27 protein-coding genes and 1 tRNA gene are annotated in these 17228 nt (G+C 36.8%); 12 read left to right on the forward strand and 16 right to left on the reverse strand.

Features of this window, described 5'->3' with window-relative positions; genetic code table 11:
- Positions 1–14: 14 nt before the first annotated feature.
- The 9 genes from LU301_RS03205 to LU301_RS03245 all read right to left on the reverse strand — a co-directional run bounded on the left by LU301_RS03205 (position 15) and on the right by LU301_RS03245 (position 5571).
- Positions 15–1871, reverse strand: coding sequence for a phage tail-collar fiber domain-containing protein (locus LU301_RS03205; RefSeq protein ID WP_305272458.1), 1857 nt, complete (start codon positions 1869–1871; stop codon positions 15–17).
- Positions 1871–2407 (reverse strand): phage tail protein I, encoded by a 537-nt coding sequence (locus LU301_RS03210; RefSeq protein WP_305272460.1) that lies wholly within the window; start codon positions 2405–2407, stop codon positions 1871–1873. The genes LU301_RS03205 and LU301_RS03210 overlap by 1 nt, the downstream gene beginning before the upstream one ends.
- Complete coding sequence (locus LU301_RS03215) at positions 2400–3293, reverse strand: baseplate assembly protein (RefSeq protein WP_305272462.1); 894 nt, start codon at positions 3291–3293, stop codon at positions 2400–2402. The genes LU301_RS03210 and LU301_RS03215 overlap by 8 nt, the downstream gene beginning before the upstream one ends.
- Positions 3290–3652 carry a GPW/gp25 family protein gene (locus LU301_RS03220; protein ID WP_305272464.1) on the reverse strand — a complete coding sequence of 121 codons (363 nt, stop codon included), beginning with the start codon at positions 3650–3652 and terminating at the stop codon, positions 3290–3292. The genes LU301_RS03215 and LU301_RS03220 overlap by 4 nt, the downstream gene beginning before the upstream one ends.
- Positions 3652–4155, reverse strand: coding sequence for a phage baseplate assembly protein V (locus tag LU301_RS03225; protein ID WP_305272467.1), 504 nt, complete (start codon positions 4153–4155; stop codon positions 3652–3654). Before LU301_RS03225 ends, LU301_RS03220 begins: the two co-directional genes overlap by 1 nt.
- A 116-nt stretch (positions 4156–4271) precedes the next feature.
- Positions 4272–4538: a type II toxin-antitoxin system RelE/ParE family toxin gene (locus LU301_RS03230; protein ID WP_305272469.1), complete on the reverse strand. Its 267-nt coding sequence runs from the start codon at positions 4536–4538 to the stop codon at positions 4272–4274.
- A 5-nt stretch (positions 4539–4543) separates the two neighbouring features.
- The gene (locus LU301_RS03235; RefSeq protein WP_305272471.1) at positions 4544–4771 is read right to left on the reverse strand and encodes a hypothetical protein; all 228 of its coding nucleotides are present in this window, start codon (positions 4769–4771) and stop codon (positions 4544–4546) included.
- 80 nt (positions 4772–4851) lie between these two features.
- Positions 4852–5322 (reverse strand): WYL domain-containing protein, encoded by a 471-nt coding sequence (locus tag LU301_RS03240; protein WP_305272473.1) that lies wholly within the window; start codon positions 5320–5322, stop codon positions 4852–4854.
- A gap of 66 nt (positions 5323–5388) precedes the next feature.
- Entirely contained in the window at positions 5389–5571 is a 183-nt protein-coding gene (locus LU301_RS03245) for a YdcA family protein (RefSeq protein WP_305272475.1), read from the reverse strand.
- A gap of 492 nt (positions 5572–6063) precedes the next feature.
- Between LU301_RS03245 and LU301_RS03250 the strand changes: the two genes are divergently transcribed.
- Genes LU301_RS03250 through LU301_RS03270 form a run of 5 tightly spaced genes read left to right on the forward strand, consistent with a single transcriptional unit; the run spans position 6064 to position 7341 of the window.
- Entirely contained in the window at positions 6064–6267 is a 204-nt protein-coding gene (locus LU301_RS03250; protein WP_305272477.1) for a hypothetical protein, read from the forward strand.
- Positions 6268–6272: 5 nt separating this feature from the next.
- Positions 6273–6623: a hypothetical protein gene (locus tag LU301_RS03255; RefSeq protein ID WP_305272479.1), complete on the forward strand. Its 351-nt coding sequence runs from the start codon at positions 6273–6275 to the stop codon at positions 6621–6623.
- The gene (locus LU301_RS03260; RefSeq protein ID WP_305272481.1) at positions 6623–6787 is read left to right on the forward strand and encodes a hypothetical protein; all 165 of its coding nucleotides are present in this window, start codon (positions 6623–6625) and stop codon (positions 6785–6787) included. Before LU301_RS03255 ends, LU301_RS03260 begins: the two co-directional genes overlap by 1 nt.
- Position 6788: 1 nt before the next feature.
- Positions 6789–7124 carry a hypothetical protein gene (locus tag LU301_RS03265; RefSeq protein WP_305272483.1) on the forward strand — a complete coding sequence of 112 codons (336 nt, stop codon included), beginning with the start codon at positions 6789–6791 and terminating at the stop codon, positions 7122–7124.
- Complete coding sequence (locus LU301_RS03270; protein WP_305272485.1) at positions 7117–7341, forward strand: hypothetical protein; 225 nt, start codon at positions 7117–7119, stop codon at positions 7339–7341. The genes LU301_RS03265 and LU301_RS03270 overlap by 8 nt, the downstream gene beginning before the upstream one ends.
- A gap of 118 nt (positions 7342–7459) precedes the next feature.
- Here LU301_RS03270 and LU301_RS03275 read toward each other — a convergent pair whose 3' ends face one another.
- The gene (locus LU301_RS03275) at positions 7460–7807 is read right to left on the reverse strand and encodes a helix-turn-helix transcriptional regulator (protein WP_305272487.1); all 348 of its coding nucleotides are present in this window, start codon (positions 7805–7807) and stop codon (positions 7460–7462) included.
- A 104-nt stretch (positions 7808–7911) separates the two neighbouring features.
- Here LU301_RS03275 and LU301_RS03280 point away from each other — a divergent pair, with 104 nt between their 5' ends.
- Genes LU301_RS03280 through LU301_RS03310 form a run of 7 tightly spaced genes read left to right on the forward strand, consistent with a single transcriptional unit; the run spans position 7912 to position 12666 of the window.
- Positions 7912–8100 (forward strand): hypothetical protein, encoded by a 189-nt coding sequence (locus tag LU301_RS03280; protein WP_305272489.1) that lies wholly within the window; start codon positions 7912–7914, stop codon positions 8098–8100.
- A gap of 14 nt (positions 8101–8114) precedes the next feature.
- A complete protein-coding gene (locus LU301_RS03285) occupies positions 8115–8507 on the forward strand; it encodes an ogr/Delta-like zinc finger family protein (RefSeq protein ID WP_305272491.1) in 393 nt (130 codons plus the stop codon).
- The gene (locus LU301_RS03290; protein WP_305272494.1) at positions 8504–11161 is read left to right on the forward strand and encodes a toprim domain-containing protein; all 2658 of its coding nucleotides are present in this window, start codon (positions 8504–8506) and stop codon (positions 11159–11161) included. Before LU301_RS03285 ends, LU301_RS03290 begins: the two co-directional genes overlap by 4 nt.
- Before the next feature lie 12 nt (positions 11162–11173).
- The gene (locus LU301_RS03295; protein WP_305272496.1) at positions 11174–11449 is read left to right on the forward strand and encodes a hypothetical protein; all 276 of its coding nucleotides are present in this window, start codon (positions 11174–11176) and stop codon (positions 11447–11449) included.
- Positions 11450–11470: 21 nt separating this feature from the next.
- On the forward strand, positions 11471–11764 hold the full coding sequence (locus LU301_RS03300; RefSeq protein ID WP_305272499.1) for a hypothetical protein: 294 nt from the start codon (positions 11471–11473) through the stop codon (positions 11762–11764).
- A gap of 13 nt (positions 11765–11777) precedes the next feature.
- The gene (locus LU301_RS03305) at positions 11778–12284 is read left to right on the forward strand and encodes a hypothetical protein (protein WP_305272501.1); all 507 of its coding nucleotides are present in this window, start codon (positions 11778–11780) and stop codon (positions 12282–12284) included.
- Positions 12277–12666, forward strand: a complete 390-nt coding sequence (locus tag LU301_RS03310) for a hypothetical protein (RefSeq protein ID WP_305272503.1) — start codon at positions 12277–12279, stop codon at positions 12664–12666. Before LU301_RS03305 ends, LU301_RS03310 begins: the two co-directional genes overlap by 8 nt.
- 71 nt (positions 12667–12737) lie before the next feature.
- On the opposite strand, the gene LU301_RS03315 is transcribed toward LU301_RS03310, so the two are convergent.
- The 6 genes from LU301_RS03315 to nfsB all read right to left on the reverse strand — a co-directional run bounded on the left by LU301_RS03315 (position 12738) and on the right by nfsB (position 17087).
- Complete coding sequence (locus LU301_RS03315) at positions 12738–12926, reverse strand: hypothetical protein (RefSeq protein WP_305272505.1); 189 nt, start codon at positions 12924–12926, stop codon at positions 12738–12740.
- 203 nt (positions 12927–13129) lie between these two features.
- Positions 13130–13327 carry a ribbon-helix-helix domain-containing protein gene (locus tag LU301_RS03320; protein WP_305272507.1) on the reverse strand — a complete coding sequence of 66 codons (198 nt, stop codon included), beginning with the start codon at positions 13325–13327 and terminating at the stop codon, positions 13130–13132.
- A gap of 412 nt (positions 13328–13739) precedes the next feature.
- Entirely contained in the window at positions 13740–14810 is a 1071-nt protein-coding gene (locus LU301_RS03325) for a tyrosine-type recombinase/integrase (RefSeq protein WP_305272510.1), read from the reverse strand.
- A 149-nt stretch (positions 14811–14959) separates the two neighbouring features.
- Positions 14960–15035, reverse strand: a tRNA-Asn gene (locus LU301_RS03330).
- A 105-nt stretch (positions 15036–15140) separates the two neighbouring features.
- Positions 15141–16415 carry a glutamate-5-semialdehyde dehydrogenase gene (locus LU301_RS03335; protein WP_305272512.1) on the reverse strand — a complete coding sequence of 425 codons (1275 nt, stop codon included), beginning with the start codon at positions 16413–16415 and terminating at the stop codon, positions 15141–15143.
- A gap of 15 nt (positions 16416–16430) precedes the next feature.
- The gene (gene nfsB, locus LU301_RS03340; RefSeq protein WP_305272514.1) at positions 16431–17087 is read right to left on the reverse strand and encodes an oxygen-insensitive NAD(P)H nitroreductase; all 657 of its coding nucleotides are present in this window, start codon (positions 17085–17087) and stop codon (positions 16431–16433) included.
- Between the last annotated feature and the right edge of the window lie 141 nt (positions 17088–17228).

Below are 17228 nucleotides of genomic sequence, written 5' to 3' on the forward strand. Positions count from 1 at the left end.
TCCTTTAAAATTTATTACACTTGGCTAACGACAGCATAAGCAAAACCGCCATTCTGTCCTTTATTACCATTTTGACTACCTAACGCAGTTTCACCAACAATAAGCGTTGCAGTAATTGCATGGTCAGTCGTATTCACAAATTTAGCTTTAACATGACCGCCTGAACCACCAGCACCGCCATAACTCCAACGCTCATCACCTACGCCTGTGCCACCATCGCCACCGAAGTTAGAGCCTGACATTGCACCTGCAACTACATCAGCACCACGTTGAATACCTCCTCTATCTTGATTAGACACACCATCACGCCCACGCTGATTAATCAGAATTTCCATGCCGTTTTGGTTGTCAATCGTATTGTTACCACCTGCACCTGCTTGACCATTGCTATAAGAAGAACCATTGCCCCAAATACCACCAGTACCGCCACGTCCACCACCAACGTTAATACTAGATTCAGCAATGCTTAAGCTAATATTCCCTCCATGCTGACCATCAACATTTTGTCCCCATTGTGTACTCCAACGAGAGCCACCGCCACCGCCACCGCCAGCAAACATATCAAACGTGATACTTTGATTAGGCTCGATGACAAATTCATGTGTACCGACTTTGTAAATTTGACTCGGAGCCTGTGTTTCGCCACTATCAATCAGTAAAACTTTTACAGATTTAGCACTATCCACCAGTTGTACAGTTAGATTTTGATTGCCTTGAGCAATATAATCTTCACTAATTTTTAAACGTAAATGTGCATTGCTATCAGCCCCCACCATCATTTGACCTTTAAGCGGAGCAAGGTTAATTTGATTTGGTTTTACGCCTAAAATCTCATAATCAATCATGGTAAACTGAGCAAGGGTGGTTTTTAGCGTAAATTCAACCGTCTGACCAACGGCAACTTGTGAGCGATTAGCAAAAAAACTAACGAAATCACTCTCTAGTGGAATACGTAACCATGCACCAGTAACAATAGACGGTTGTACGTTGTTGTGGGGCTGACTACCTCCAGATGCTTGCAAACTATATTGGTCATAAAAATCTTTCATGCCACGACCACCGCCTGCAGAAATTACTTTCTGCTCTCCACTGGTAATTGCGTCCCCAAGCAATACATCATGCTTATGCTCAGGCATTTCATTAATCGTTAATTTATGCTGATAAGCACCACCAGTCGCTCCCATTTTAGACAACCATTCATAATTTTTAACCGTTTCGCCATGACGGAAGGTAACAATCGCTTGACCATCGCCAAAACGTTTCCAACGTCCATACCCTTTAAAACGAGCGACTTGTTCGCCATTTTCAAAGGGCATATTGGTCAAAAATAACTGACCAATGGCAATCTCATCTTTGATTTTTTCACGCTCAATACGTAATTGCTCATCATAATAATTACGGATTTCATCTAGTTTGCTCATTACCCAGTCTTGATTGGCAATGATACTGTCAGATGGTGAAATGTTAATCACTGATGCTTTATCTAACACGATAAAGATATTAAATGTCATATCACTACTTGCCCCTTGCGTAATGACAGGCTTATAGTTTCCATGATAATTGCCGATGTACACCAGTTTATCGTTGATGTCGGTCAAGCCAACTTCGTGAATAAAAAATCCACCAACATGACTTGGTAAAGTCGCCTTTATTTGTAATGTTGTCGCATTAACAGCAGTGATTGATTGAATAGCAATACTGGCTCGCTGATTGATTAAATCAGTGCTATTACTTCGACTTTCAGGGGTAAATGGCACATTATTCGCATCACCGATGACAAGATTTTTCAGTTGAATGGGTTGCCCTTGATGAGCTTCTCTTAATAGTTGCCGACCATATTCAGTCGGAACAACATAGTAATTTGCAGACATTATCTTTTCTCCGACAAATAAATAATTTCACCTGCGGTAATTTGACCACCTACATTCAATGTTGCTTGGCTTTTTACTTGAGCATCGATGCTGTATAAATCACGTTGCGACTTGGTTGCATCAATCGCTGTATGTAAAGTTGCCAATTCATCAACAGTGAGCATTTGGCTTTTATCCACTGCAACAATAAAGGTGTATGGCTGACCTTTGGGTTTCATTTGGTGCCACGAGGTAATGCGATAATCTGTAGTAACCGTATTGATTAAGGCTTGCAATGAGCCTTGTGTGCCACGTCCTGCGTTAAAATCTTTAGCAGAATGAATGGCTTGTCGTTTTTGCTCAATCGTCCAATCAGGATTCCAATATTCCACACGGTGCGACCATGCCAGCCACGGCAAATAGGCTTCAGGACATTCATCAATGCGACTTAAAGCAACAAAAGGCACAGGCAAGCGTTCGATTTTGACACCGATGTACTCTAAATCACGCTCCAACTGAGTGCTATTGACAGGGAGCAAGGAGCGATATTTAGACATCTCTATACTCCGAGCTGGTAATATTTTGCGAAACACAACGAGCATACTGCTTATTAGAAATGACAATATTTTGTGTAGGCTCATGTAAATCGACTTTTTGCACACCGCCTTGATGTAGTGCGTTATAAATCCCCGATAAAGTTACGTCATAACCGAGATAACTCACTTTATCGAGATATTTTTTAAGTTCATTTTTAGCATTTTCTAACACTACTTCACGGTCTGGACCTGCGAACAAAATCAATGTTGCTGAAATGCGAAAATCATACGGCGTGGCAGCATGAATATGTACATCATCAGTAAATGGTCTGCGAGATGTCGGGTCAAGAGCGGTATCAACTTTTTGAAGTAAACTTTGCGGTGCGACTGTTTCTTTATGACTTTGTACATAAACATCCACTCGCCCAGGGGATTCAGTGATGACACTAATATCACGCACATCGCCATCAGCAGATAAGGCCCAATATTGATAAGCCCCAGTTGAACCAGCTGATTGACGTTCTACAGATAACTGCACACGTCTGCGTAAGGCTTCATCACTTTCATAAATGGCAGGAATAGGCGGTATTACGTTATTATTTTCAGGTTGGATTAACAAACGATAAACATCACGATTGACCGCTAAATGGTCTAAATCCGCACCTGTGGCATAGGCTAAAGTTAAGGCTTTGGCTTGGCTGTTCATTTCATGGTTTTTAATCATTAAACGATAAGCAAATGTTTCCAATAGCTTGGTTACAGGTTCGCTTTCTAACTGTACCGTTTCCGCCATTGCAGGGAAACGCTGAACAAAATCATCTTTGCATTCCTGTAAAATTTGTTCAAAATCCAATTCTTGCAAAAAATCAGGATAGGGCAAATTGGATAAATCAACACGATTACTCATGTACTTCTCCCCAAATTGATATATTGTGTATAGGCTTGTACCTGTTGATAAATCATACACTTACCCACAACTTCCACTTGCCAGCCGTTTTCACTCATGGATAAAAGTCGCACATGACTAATTTTTAAACGTGGCTCAAACTCAATTAAAGCCGTTGCAATGGCACTAAATAGACGTACTTTGGTTGCTTCATTGCATGGCTGGTCTATCAAGTTTGGCACTAGCGAGCCATACGAGCGACGACAAATACGAGTGCCTTTTAATGTGGTTAAAATGTCATGAATGGATTGACGTAAATGCACAAATTCAGGCGAGCTGTCATCAATCTGACGACCATTATTTTTATCCATACCAATCATTATTGTGCTACTCCTGTCGAGCCACCGCCATTTTTTACACCGCCATGCGTGTGTTGTTGTAGGCTAATACCACCTGCCACTACATCACCGCTTGCCGTGATTGTGCCTGTAACATTGACATCAGCGGTAATATTCAGTTCTGATAGTTGTAAATCCGCCACGCCTGATTGTTGATTAAGTGTCATTTCACCCGCTGGAAATTTGATTTTAATTTCATCAGGATTTAGGCTTGGCATGGGGAATATCTGACTAGGAATCGCCACCACTGGCACAGCATTATTAAAATCGCCAGATGATGAGATAAGCAAAAATTGCTCACCGACTGATGGAGACCGCCAAATCGATAATACTCCACACGCCATAGAGGGTATAGTCAGCCAATCAGTTTGATTGTCGCCAATCTCAAAACGGGCCTTGCCATTTTGTACGGCAATGACACGTCCAATCACCGCAAGGTTATGGACTAAACGGTCAAGTTCAGCGTGATGTTGGGCAAGATTCATGTTGAGTTATCCGTCATGTGGAGCATGGATAACATCATGATAGATTTTGATTTTTTTATAAAGCACAAAAAATCCGCTTAGCAATTAAGCGGATTTTTAAGGGAAAAGTCGATGAATTAAAATAGTTCGGAATGCGTTCCCAGTCTGTTGAGTTCTAATTTATCATCATATTTACTATAAATCAGCACCAAATCAGGACGGATATGACAATCACGAAAACCTTTTAATTCGCCTTGTAGAGCATGGTCGCTGTATTTTGCAGGGAGTGGTAAATCATGAATCAATAAATACAACACTTCAGACCACGCATGGCTGACCAATTCTAAATAATGCTTACGTGCATCTCGTTTAAAAGGTGAAGATAAAACAATAGAACGTGGCATACGTTTTACCCATGAATTGCTTGCTGTAAGGCTTGCATGGCATCATCAACTGAGTGATAAGCAATCGCCGTTTCACGTTCAGCCATCGCAGTTTTTAAGTCAGCCACTGTCTGAGCATTGGGTTCATAAGGTTTAGGCAATAACTCAACCACATACTCACTCACACTCAAACCACGTTCATTTGCCAGTTGTTGAATATATTGTTCATACATTGGGGGAATATCGATAATCATATACTACTCCTCATAATTAAACGTTTAATGATAAATCAATGACTTTATCATAACTACATTATACTATGTGATTTAACAACTTAGTATCCACCATTTTTGGCTAAGTCTCTAATATAGGCACGGATAGCGGTTTGATTTTGCAAACATTCATAGGTTTTAAGGTTCATCAAATCAATAATTCTATCAGAGCGAAAAGTGCGTTCAGCTTGAGCAGATTCACAAAAGGCATCAATATACCAATGTTTACCATCTTTATAAATCCGTTTAATTTGAATAGTGCGATAACTTTCATCACCATCATAATCTTTATAAGTAATAGTAAGTCTAGTTTTTAAATCATTCCCTTTGTTTTTGAATACACGAATAGGCTCACTTGGTTTCTCTTTTTTTGGTTCACTTTTAAATGGGTGATTTTTAAAAGTATCTTTTAATTCTTGAAAACTTTTATCCAACTCTTGCTTATTTTTCTCTTGGTTTTCTTTGCTAAATTTACCAGTAGCAAAGCAATAAATAACCCAAACTACCAAAGCTAATGCAAATAATTCAAACATCATCAATCCTAATTTTAAAAGTTATTTAATGCTTAACTGACAATTTAAATATCAAACAATATAATTTTATTTACGCCCACAGATTTTTTTAGAACCGCTGATAGAACCATCATTACACATAAATTTGCCATCAACAGTACACATTTTTACACCACCTTTAGAACCTGAACAAGGTTTCTTTCCTTTGGCATAACTTACATTCGGCAAACATACTGCTAAAGCCACCAACAATAAACCAACTTTTTTCATCTTTCCACGCTCCAAACTTCAACCAAAATACATTAGTAAATGTATATAAATTGATAGCAATCATATCAATGCTATCATCAAACATCAATCCCTAATCCTGCCCTATCGCTCAAATAAACAACAAACAAACTCAAAAATAACGCAAAATACCCAAAAATAACGCAAAATACCCAAAAATAACGCTTGACACTCAACAGTAAGGCAGACATAATAGGTGTCGATAGGTGTCGTAACCTTGAACAAACTAGCGGATTTCCGCACCCGACAGCATAGCGGTTTTTTTATGCCTGTACATTTTGTATGTGTAATTTTTAGGCATAAAAGTTTCATTGTGCAATAGCCCTTATTGTATAATGCTCCATGCCGACAGGGCGGAGAATACAAGACCCATTTATGGGGAATAATCCCACCGTTCTAGTTTGCGGTTACGAACCTGTTGGCACTCTAATTATTTAGAGTAAAGTTATCGTAAAATTAAGCTAGGAGACAGCAATGTCTAAATCCCATCAAGCGGTGGAGTTTTTAACCCCACGTCAATTTAAGCGTTACCAGTTGCGTAAACGCATTCGCCATCAAATCCAACACATTTATGCTATATTAAGTAGCCACACAGCTCAAGAGTTTTACTGTGCGGTGGTGTTTGTTATGGCTATGCTTGCCTTACTTTATTTCCCAAATGTTGTTGTAGTGGAGTAAAGTGCATGATTAGCTTATCTCCAATCAAACCGCAAAACTCACAAGTGGAGCAATGGCTGGCTCAAGGTAATCAAATCACTGTATTGGCAAGCCCATCTACTCATCATGTCGTGAGTAAAAAAGTCGTTAAGCCATCGCAACAGCCCAAAAATAAACCTGCAGCATTAGTCTTAGACGGTGTCGATGATAATATCGTAGAAAAAATCCAACACTATTTATCACTATGTAAAAAACAAGATCGTGATTATGATTTTGGTATGTATATCGGTTTTTTACACGGTTTAGAGTATTCAGGGTTAATTGGCTACAAACATTTAGACATTGCCATGCAATGGTATTTGCAGGGGGTAAAATAATGCTCTATATTTTTACCGAGCTAGGACAAGAAAAACGTTGCAGTGCGTGCGGTGAATATTATCCATTGGATAATGAATTTTTTTATCGCAAAGGCATTAAAAACGGTCAAGTTAAATATACTGCACAATGCAAAGCGTGCCATGTACAAAATTATGGAGCGTAAAATGAAAACTGAACTTGAAAAAGCGATTTTCCGAAAACGTTGCCCATATCATCAGAAACGTCGTTTATTTATCAATAGTCGTAAGTTATTTAAATTATTAAGTTTAAATTTATCTTATGATGAATTTGCCAGTATGATTTATTTCTCAAACTTGCGTACAAATGTTGATTATCACTATAGCCCGACACATGGTTGTTATAATTTGAGTATCTCGGCTGTACAAGCGATTTTAGTCATCGTGGGTACACAAAAAGCATGGCAACTCTTTAACGAATTAAGCGACATCATTCAAAATGGCTTTTCCATAATTTTTAAAGAGGAAAAATCTCATGAATGATGAAAGTTACAAATACATTCGTCAAGCTCGTAGCTTGATTAGTGTACTGATGCACAGCCTACCAAGTGCAGAACCTTATGTACAGTTACCCAGCGATGAGTTAATGGAAGTGTTACAACAACTGATTGAAAAAATTGATTTAGCTGTTGAACATGGTTTAGATGATGAAACCTTAGAAGCCCTACAAAAGATGGATGAAGAGGTATCATTTAGCTAATCATTGATTAAAAAATAAAACCACTATTTTCGGAATGGTGGTTTTATTTACTATTAATATTGAAATTTTAAATAGAATTTGGCATAATAGTAACTCTCCATGAGGCGTCCTATTCACCCTACTCCACACCAGTAGGGTCTTTTTTATTCATCTTTAAAACCAATTCAGCCATTTCTAAAAAATACTGTTTAGCTTGACTATCTAATTGATTATAAATAGTAAATACCTGTAAAAAATCATCGCTCACCATCATTGGTGAATGAATTTGTCGCACGCCAAACAGCAAATATAAAATATCAAAACCATTGTTATGCAAACCAATCATCACATTTGTATCAAAGGGAACGGCATATTTTTCATAACGATTCCACGATGCTTCACCAATTCCAATAGCTTGAGCGATCTGTTTTTGCGTAAAACCTAAGCGTTTACGTTCACTTTTTAAACGTTCAGCAATTTCATTCATTATAAACTCCTTTAAAGGATTAAAATACTATTGAAAAATCCGAAAACGGTGTTATCATTAACAACAATGATATAAATGATAGCACAGCCCCATAGGTGATGAATATGACCCAAGAAATCAAACAGGTAGTTTTTCGTACCACTGAACAGAAAAAATATCAACTTCGTGTGTTGGCAGCCCAACATAATATGTCTATCAATGAATACTTAAATTGGTTGATTGACCGAGAAAACTCATCAATACCTACATCATACCTTAGCAATACTGCTGAATTGACCCAAAACGCACACTAAATAGGCAATTAATTATGAGCAAATCCATCGGTGTATATTGTCCCCATTGTGGTACTCGCATGACGGTCAATGGTCGCAAACGCCCAAGTCCAGTCTTACATCAACTCAATGCAGTCTGTAAAAATCCAAAATGTTCAGCCACTTTTAGTGCCAACGTTGAGATAGTCAATGCCATTCAACCGAGCCTAAATCCCAATCCTAATGTACAAGGTTCATTACGCTCACTCAATGTATGGTTTAAGCAACTCGACATCATCTTACAAGGTGCAAAAAACAACCCAAATGAGCAGACCATTTCCCACGCACAAGGTTTTATCCAAGCCTTGTATTTTTGCAATATGATTGACTTAGCAGAGGCTCAACAGTACACACGCCAAATCGCAACCGAGACAGGGATAGCACCATGAACATTAAACAAAAAATTGATGACCGCCTAAATCAAATGTTTAATTTTAAACGTGTAGGCGAATGGTATCGTCAAGGTATCTGCCCACAGTGCGGTAAAAAAGAATTGTTTACACATGCGGAAAATCCACGCATTGTAAAATGTGGTCGCTTAAATAAATGCGGATACGAAGAACACGTTAAAGACATTTGCCAAGATTTATTTAAGGACTGGTCAAAAGAATTTCCACGCACCAAAGAAAGTCCAACCGCCACCGCAGATGCTTACTTAAGCCATGCTCGTGGTTTTGATGTGATTGCCTTGCGTGGATTATATAGCCAAGAATTATTCCGCAACGACTTAAAATTTCCTGACCAAGTCTCGGCAACCGTACGTTTTGCCATCGACAGCGAAACTTATTGGGAGCGGATTATTGACCGACCAGAACGTTTTGGACGACAAAAAGCCAATATCGTGGGTAAAATTAGCGGTAAATATTGGACAATGCACAAGGCTGAGCAAATTAAAACAGCTGATGAAATATGGATTGTAGAAGGGATTTTTGATGCCATCGCCTTAAACATGGCACTTAAAAATATGGGGATTATCGCTGTATCGTGTATATCTAGCCAAAATTATCCAAGCGATTTATTAGCACAAATAGACAAAAAACAACAGATTGTATGGGCATTTGATAATGATCCAGCAGGCAAAAAAGCCATTCTAAAATTCCATCAACGTGCGATTGAAGAAGGTTTTAAATCATCAGCAGTGTTGCCCAATGCAAGCAACGACTGGAATGATTTATTTGAACGTGATTTATTAACCGATGATGACCTAAAAAAATATCGTCATTATGGGGCATTACATATCGCTGAAAATGCCAATGACACGGCATTATTGATTTTTAATTATTACCAACGCCAACTTAAACAATTTCATTTTACCCATCAATATAAAACTTATTGGTTCAAGCTCGATGCCAAAGAGTATGAAGATAATTTAGAAACACAACTACAAATTTGTGATAGCACCGCAGAAGCGGAAAAACAAGCCCTACAGCAAACCGCCAAAATCGAACAAATTTGTAATGCCACACTCAAAGCATTATATTTCCAACGTGATGTTTTGACTGACACAGCTCATTACTTTTTTCAGATTCATAGCGAGCAAGGCACGGTACAAGAAACATTTTCGCCAGAACAACTTACATCTAAAAATAACTTTACCAACCGCCTACTCTCCGTATCTGCAGGGGCATGGTGGACAGGCTCAGAAAAGCAATTACAAACCATCGCCCAACGTGAAACCGAACATCTCAAAGAAGTCAAAACCATCGACTACATGGGTTACAGCAAAGAGCATGGCACTTATGTTTTTGCCTGTCATGCGGTACATCAAGGGCGAATTATCGATATTAACGAGCATGATTATTATCGTGCAGGAAAAACAGATTTAAAAACCCTTGCCAAAAGCCCAACCATCACACTCACACATGAAACGTTTAAAGGCGACTGGTGGCAAGATTTTTACACTATCAATGGCGAAAAAGGCTTAATTTTATTGGCATGGTGGACAGGCTCATATTTTGCTGAACAAATCCGTGCCAAACACTCAAGTTTCCCATTTATGGAATTTGTCGGTCAAGCGGGTGCAGGTAAATCATCATTGATTGAGTTTTTGTGGAAACTATCAGGACGAAACGACCGTAAAGAAGGGATTAACCCTAATTCATCATCAATGGTAGCGGTACACCGTACAATGGCTCAATTATCAAATTTGCCTGTAGTATTTATTGAAGGCGACCGCAAAACCGAAAAAGCCAAGCAAAAATTTGACTGGGACGAACTCAAAGATGCCTTTAACGGTCAAAATATCCGCAGTCGTGGCGTTAAGACTACAGGAAACGAAACTTATGAACCGCCATTTAGGGGTGCAATTATGATTAGCCAAAATGACCCAATTCAGGCGAGCGAGGCAATATTAAGCCGTACGCTACATATTTTTGTCGATACAAAGGGGCATAATTATAAAAATAAACTGATTGCCAATCGTTTATACAGTATTGAGCCTGATATTGCTTGTCAATATATCAGTCATTGCCTTAAAAACGAGAATAAAATCCTTGAAACATTTTGGCAAAAAACTGCAGAAATCGAAAAAGAATATCATGATATGGGCATTACTCATACTCGTATTGCATTATGCCATGCTCAAATATCAGCAATGATTGATGCAATTGCTGAACACGTTTTAAAAGATATTATCGACCTGGAAGAAATTTGCGATGCAAAAAAATTATTGGAACAAATGGCTCAAAAACGTATCCATGATTTATCTGCCGACCATATTTTTGTACAGCAATTTTTTGAAGTGTTTGAATATCTTGAAGCAAATTCAGCTCCTGCATTTAAACTTAATCATTATTCAGAAGAAATTCCGTATATCGCTATCAATTTGAATGAAGTGTATAAACAGGCTCATCGACATTATCAAGCCCTGCCAGATATTAATGAAATGCGAGATTTATTACGCAGTAGCCGACATTATAAATTTATTGAAATGAATAAACAGGTTAAAACAGCAAATTATCCAAGCGAAGAAGGCAAACAGCTTGAAACTGATGTAAGAAGTAAACGTAACGTGAAATGTTGGATTTTCCAAAAACCACGTTAATAGGTGAACAGAATGAGTAATCTTGAAAACATTATGACTGAAATGCTCAATGTACTGAAACAAAAACAGTTACCAATTGAGTTACAGCTGTGGGACGAACACGATATAGCGAATTACTTTAAATACTCGTTAGATTACACGAAACGCCATATTATTTCGCACCCTGATTTTCCACCATCTCGCAGACTGCCAACATCGATACATGGCGACCGCTATGCCCATCGGTGGAAAGCGAGTGATGTCATTACTTATGCAATGGCTTTTAACAAAAGCGAAATTGAGTATTAACCCAAAACTGGAGTAAATCAGATGACTAATTCTATAAAACATATTAAAGCGATGGTAGAAGTTGAAGTTGAAATTCAACTCCCTGATGACTTAGATTTAAAAGACCCAGAGTTACTAGATAATATTAGTAATATGGGATTTCCTGTCGATAGTGAAGAAGATATTTATGCCCATATAGTATCTTTGCTACTAAATGGTGGCGAAGGCTATAATCATGACGTATTCGGCTGGTTATTACCTTTTTACGATAAACGAGCAGAAACTAAGTTTAAAAATTTACAAGTTAATATAGATAATCTATCGATTGAGAACTAAACTGGAGCAAATAATGTTTTTATATAAAATTGAAAGTCCTGAAATTATGGAAAAATGTAACCAAGTTTTCAATGACTTAGAGACATTTCATCATTACTTAGCACAAGTCGCAAAACAATTAAATGTGGGACAACCGTTATATATTGAGCAACATTTACTTTTTCCCGCAAAAACTTTTGTCGGTTTTTCTGTAACAGATAAAACAACACTTGATACAAGTAAATGGTGTATTCAGCAAAAAGTTGAAAAACATAATTGCTATGTTATTCGACCAAGAAAAACAAATAAAAAGTTTTTTAAAGAATATGAAAGTTTAGTACCTATTGATAAACAAGTATTTTCATATCAACCAATTTATGATTTATGTTTGTCAGCAAAGGAACAAATAAATCTCAGTCGTACTGTTTTTAAAGAAAAATTCATTTTATTTGCAACAACAAAAGCTATTAAGCAGTACGACTACGTTGAAGAAATCACACATAGTGAATTCTTAAAATTAGCGGAGAATAGTGATGACTAATCTTTATCAACAATTACGCCTTTTACGAGTGCGTGTTAATACCATTATCGACTTAAATTTGGTCTCAGATAATCTCATCCCTGAAACATTAAAAACTGCTTATGATGAGGACTCTGAAGAAATTGGTTATTTATTGGGAATGAAAGATGAACAAATTTTTGATTTTGATATTGACGATGTAGTGCAATGGATAGAAGAAAACAACAAAGAGGGCTTTTTAGTTCTGTTTGATTTTCCGAATGTACGTCGTATCAATGAAACTCAACGCCATATATCATGGAATATTTGTACTCAACAATGGTTTTATGCAAAAAGCTATAAAAAAGTGCTAGAAAAAGTAGTAAAATATGCCATACAACGAGAAAATGTAATGTTATATTAAACATTCATTTATCTTGATTAAGACACATTAAAAACAACCCTATCAATTTGATAGGGTTGTTTTTTATTGGCTTAATTATTGTTAATGTATCGGATAAGTTTTGCTAATTCCCCTTCAATGTAGCTAATGACAATTTTTTCTGCATGGTTAGGCTGTTCAAGATTGATATTTTTGTTAATGCTATCTTTAATCATATTCATATACATTTCAACATTTGTATAATCTGCGATAGCGTTTGGAGAATTTTTGATGTCTGTCATGGGTATTACCTATTTAACTTGTTTACAATAAAAGGCTTTTGCCTTGCTATATGCACATATTCGCTCTCTTTGCGGATGATAGCAAGCACTATTCAATCTGTCAGGACATCTATTCGCCTGCTGTTTAACTGATAATAAATTGATTTTAAATCATTTATTTTTAATAAAATAAACCACCAATTTTAATGGTGGTTTATTTAGATTTATTGTTGTTTTTCCCACAATTGAACCGCTTCCATAATAATAATATTTTTGGTTTTGCCTGTACTTTTTGCCAATTTATCCAGATATTCAGCAAATTCTACAGGCACTTTAAAACCAATCGGCTTTACGCCACGCTTCATATCGCTGTCTTTTTGTGTCTGATTACGGCTTTTAGGTTGTTCTACAATTTTAGGCATCTTGCAAATCTCCAAAGTTTGGGCTAAAATGGAGGAACAGGTTAGGCAAGACCGCTAATCCTACCTAACCCCCTATCAAATTATTAACGGTAACTTGATAGGCTTGTTATGTTAATACACGTTATTGCTAACAAGTAACAAAATAACAAGGACGATGATTTGGATTAATAACTTCATCGTTCTGTTCCTTTTTAATGCGATTAGAATAAGCTAATCACTCATCAACAATCCCTTACTGCTGATAAATATATTGTAGTTTAAACTACATTAAAAGTCAAGTATTTATCCCTATTTTTTGCAAAAAAAGTTACTCAAGTAGCCTAAATGTAACCTGCTTTTTATTTTTAAAATACGATAATAAACAAATATTTAGCTTATACAATCGATAGTGTAACCACAGTAACCCATATTTTTAAGCCGATTTAAATAATACATCTAAACCTTGTGATTGATTTAACTCATCAGCAATTTCATCAGCCGTTGGATTGTAATAAGTTAATGCACGATTGACATTTTTCCAGCCAAAAACTTTACATAAAGTAAGTGGATTAGCCAAGCGTTTAGCCATTAAACTTGCTGATTCATGACGTGTATCGTGAAATGTTAAATTGACAATCCCTGCTTTATCACGAGCCTTGCGAAACAATGTATCACGACTACCATCTTTAATCGAAAATACACGCTGACTTTGTCCACGCTGTATTTGTAACGCTAATTTCCACAAAAACAAAGCAAAATTATCAAGTGGTACAATGCGTTTTGTGCCGATTTTAGTCATAGGGATAATAACTACTCTTTTTACTAAATCAACTTCTGATACTAGCCGATTAACGATTTCGCCCGACCGCATACCTGTGGCAAGGGCAATCATAAAAATCAAACCGACTTGTTGATTTTTGCTACTTGGTACATCACCAACCACATAATCCAACTCTTTTAAAATTGCTTCAGCTTCATGCAATTCAATACGACGTTCTCGATGTGGACTTTCATTCGGCTTATCAACATCTTTTAGGGGATTAGTAGTTATCCATTTTTTCTTCACACACCAACTAAAAAAATCCCCTAATGTTGAATAAATTCGCAAAATACTATTGGCTTTCAATGGCTTAAATATTCTATTCATATTTTGATTTTGCCACGCTTGAATAAAATCACCACGATAATTCTGAATGGGCCAATCGACATTAGGTAACTCTCGTTGTAACCGAGCTAACATTTTTTGCTCTTTTTTTGCAGTCTTTTTAGTTGGCGAAACATCATGAGCATATGCAGATAAAGCATCATACAAACTTATCACTTTTACCGTTGATGATAAAGCAAGCTGAGTATTGTGATTAAGCATCATATCTCGCTCAGTTGTGATTGCCCACGCTTTTGCATCCGATTTCTTGGCAAAAGTTTTAGTCCTGCGACAGCCTTGATATTGCACATCAGCTTTATATTTGTTTGATTTTTGCACTAAATAAATCGAATAACTCATATCGAACTCCAAAAGCGGAAACAGAGTGGAAAACTATACCAAAAAATACCGAGAAATACCGCAAAAAAACATAAAAGCCTAGCAATGCAAAACCCCCAAGCTAGTATAGACTAGGCTTGGGGGGCTATATATTTTTTATGTTTTAAATTTGGCTCTCCCACCTGGGCTCGAACCAGGGACCTGCGGATTAACAGTCCGTCGCTCTACCGACTGAGCTATGGGAGAATGTATTGCTTATTATAATGATTTTTTTAATCAGGTCAAGAAAATTTCATCATAAAATGACTTAATCTGATTTTAGTGATTAAAAAAACATCATTATAATTGATATTATTGACGGATATGTCCATCACCAAACACAATCCATTTTTGTGAAGTAAGTCCTTCTAAGCCTACAGGACCACGTGCATGGATTTTATCAGTAGAAATACCAATTTCTGCACCTAAACCGTATTCAAATCCATCAGCAAATCGTGTAGAAGCATTGACCATAACTGAACTAGAGTCTACTTGAGCAAGAAATAATCGGGCATGACTATAATTTTCAGTTATAATCGCATCAGTATGATGTGAGCCGTAATGGTTAATATGCTCAATTGCTTCAGTAATATTATTCACGATTTTAATCGATAAAATTGGAGCAAGATATTCCGTTATCCAATCTTCATCAGTAGCTAGAATATAATTGCCTAAATTTTGCTGATTAAAAATAGCTTGAGTAGTAGCACATATACGTAATTCTACATTTTTTTCACGATATAATGGTACAATTTCTGCTAAAAAAGAATTAGCAATATCTTTATGAATAAGTAAAGTTTCCATTGCATTACATGGTGCATAACGCTGAGTTTTAGCATTGAAGGCAACTTTAACAGCTTTTTCCATATTTGCTTGATTATCAACATAAACATGGCAAATTCCATCTAAATGCTTAATCACAGGAATACGAGCTTCATTGGTAACACGCTCTACCAAGCTTTTTCCGCCACGTGGTACAATCACATCAACATAATCACTCATGGTAATAAGTTGTCCAACTGCTTCACGATCAGGCGTATTAACGACTTGTACACTGGTTTGTGGTAATTCGGATTGAGCTAAGCCAGCTAAAATCGCTTGTGCAATGGCTTGATTGGAATTTAATGCTTCTGAACCTCCACGCAAAATAATGGCATTCCCTGATTTAAGGGCAAGAGAACCTGCTTCTAAGGTTACATTTGGGCGAGATTCATAAATCATACCAATCACGCCTAAAGGTACACGCATTTTACCAAGTTGAATGCCCGATGGGCGATAATTCATATCGGTAATTTCACCAATCGGGTCGGCGAGATTAATCACATCTTTTAAGCCATCAAGCATGGTTTGAAAACGAGCAGGCGTGATTTCTAAACGATCAACCATAGCAGGGTCTAAGCCATTTTGTTTTGCATTAGCAACATCAGTTTGATTGGCGGTAAAAATCGCCTGTTGTTGTTGTTCAAGTGCTTGATAAATTAATTCAAGTGCTTGATTTTTTTGTTGTGTTGTTGCAATTGAAAGCTGACGTGATGCTTGACGTGCGTTTTGCCCCAATTGTTGCATGTATTGTTGTATATTTTGCATGAGCTATTCCTAAGATTATAAATATTGAATTACTTGTTCAGCTGATAAACGAGCTTTAGGTAATTTACGATTAAAATCATCATCGCTAGAATACCCTAGAGCGACAATCACACGACTATGTAAATTTTGTGATGATAAATCAAGTACTTGGTCTAATATTTCACTATCAAAACCCTCAATAGGCGTTGCTTGAATGCCTTCAATTTCTGCTGATGTTAGTAAACTACCAAGTGCAATATAAATTTGATTATCAATCCAAGTTTTCATTTCATATGTAGGTAAAGCACGTTTTTGTTGTATATAATTCAAACAATGTTGTGTGCGTTGTTGTTGTGCTTCTGCTGTGGCAAAACGCCCTGCTTGAGCTTCACAATTCATGACATCATGTAAATGTTGGTTATCAATTTCATTTTGACCAGCAAGTACAATCGCTACAGAACTATTTAAAATTTTGGGTGTATTATGTGCATGACTATCAATTGTGGCTTGAGCGAGTTTTTGTTTTGCTTCATCTGTTTGAGCAACGAGAAATTTCCATGCTTGAATGTTGATTGCCGATGGGCTTAAACGTAATACTTCAAGTAAACGTTGTAAAACATCATAGGGAATTTCACGTGTATTATCATAAGCTTTACAAGTATAACGCTTTTGAGCAAGAGTTTGACTATTCATCATATTTTTCCTAAATTAAGAATGATTTTGATTTTAAGCAAAAAATGATAAAAGTACAAGTTGATTGTGATAAATGATGGATTATTTTGATAGAGAGAATATTGTTTTTGAGAGTAGGCATTTTATATAAGATGATAAAAT

This window comes from Moraxella sp. ZY210820, from assembly GCF_030674635.1.
In the GTDB taxonomy this organism is placed as follows: domain Bacteria; phylum Pseudomonadota; class Gammaproteobacteria; order Pseudomonadales; family Moraxellaceae; genus Acinetobacter.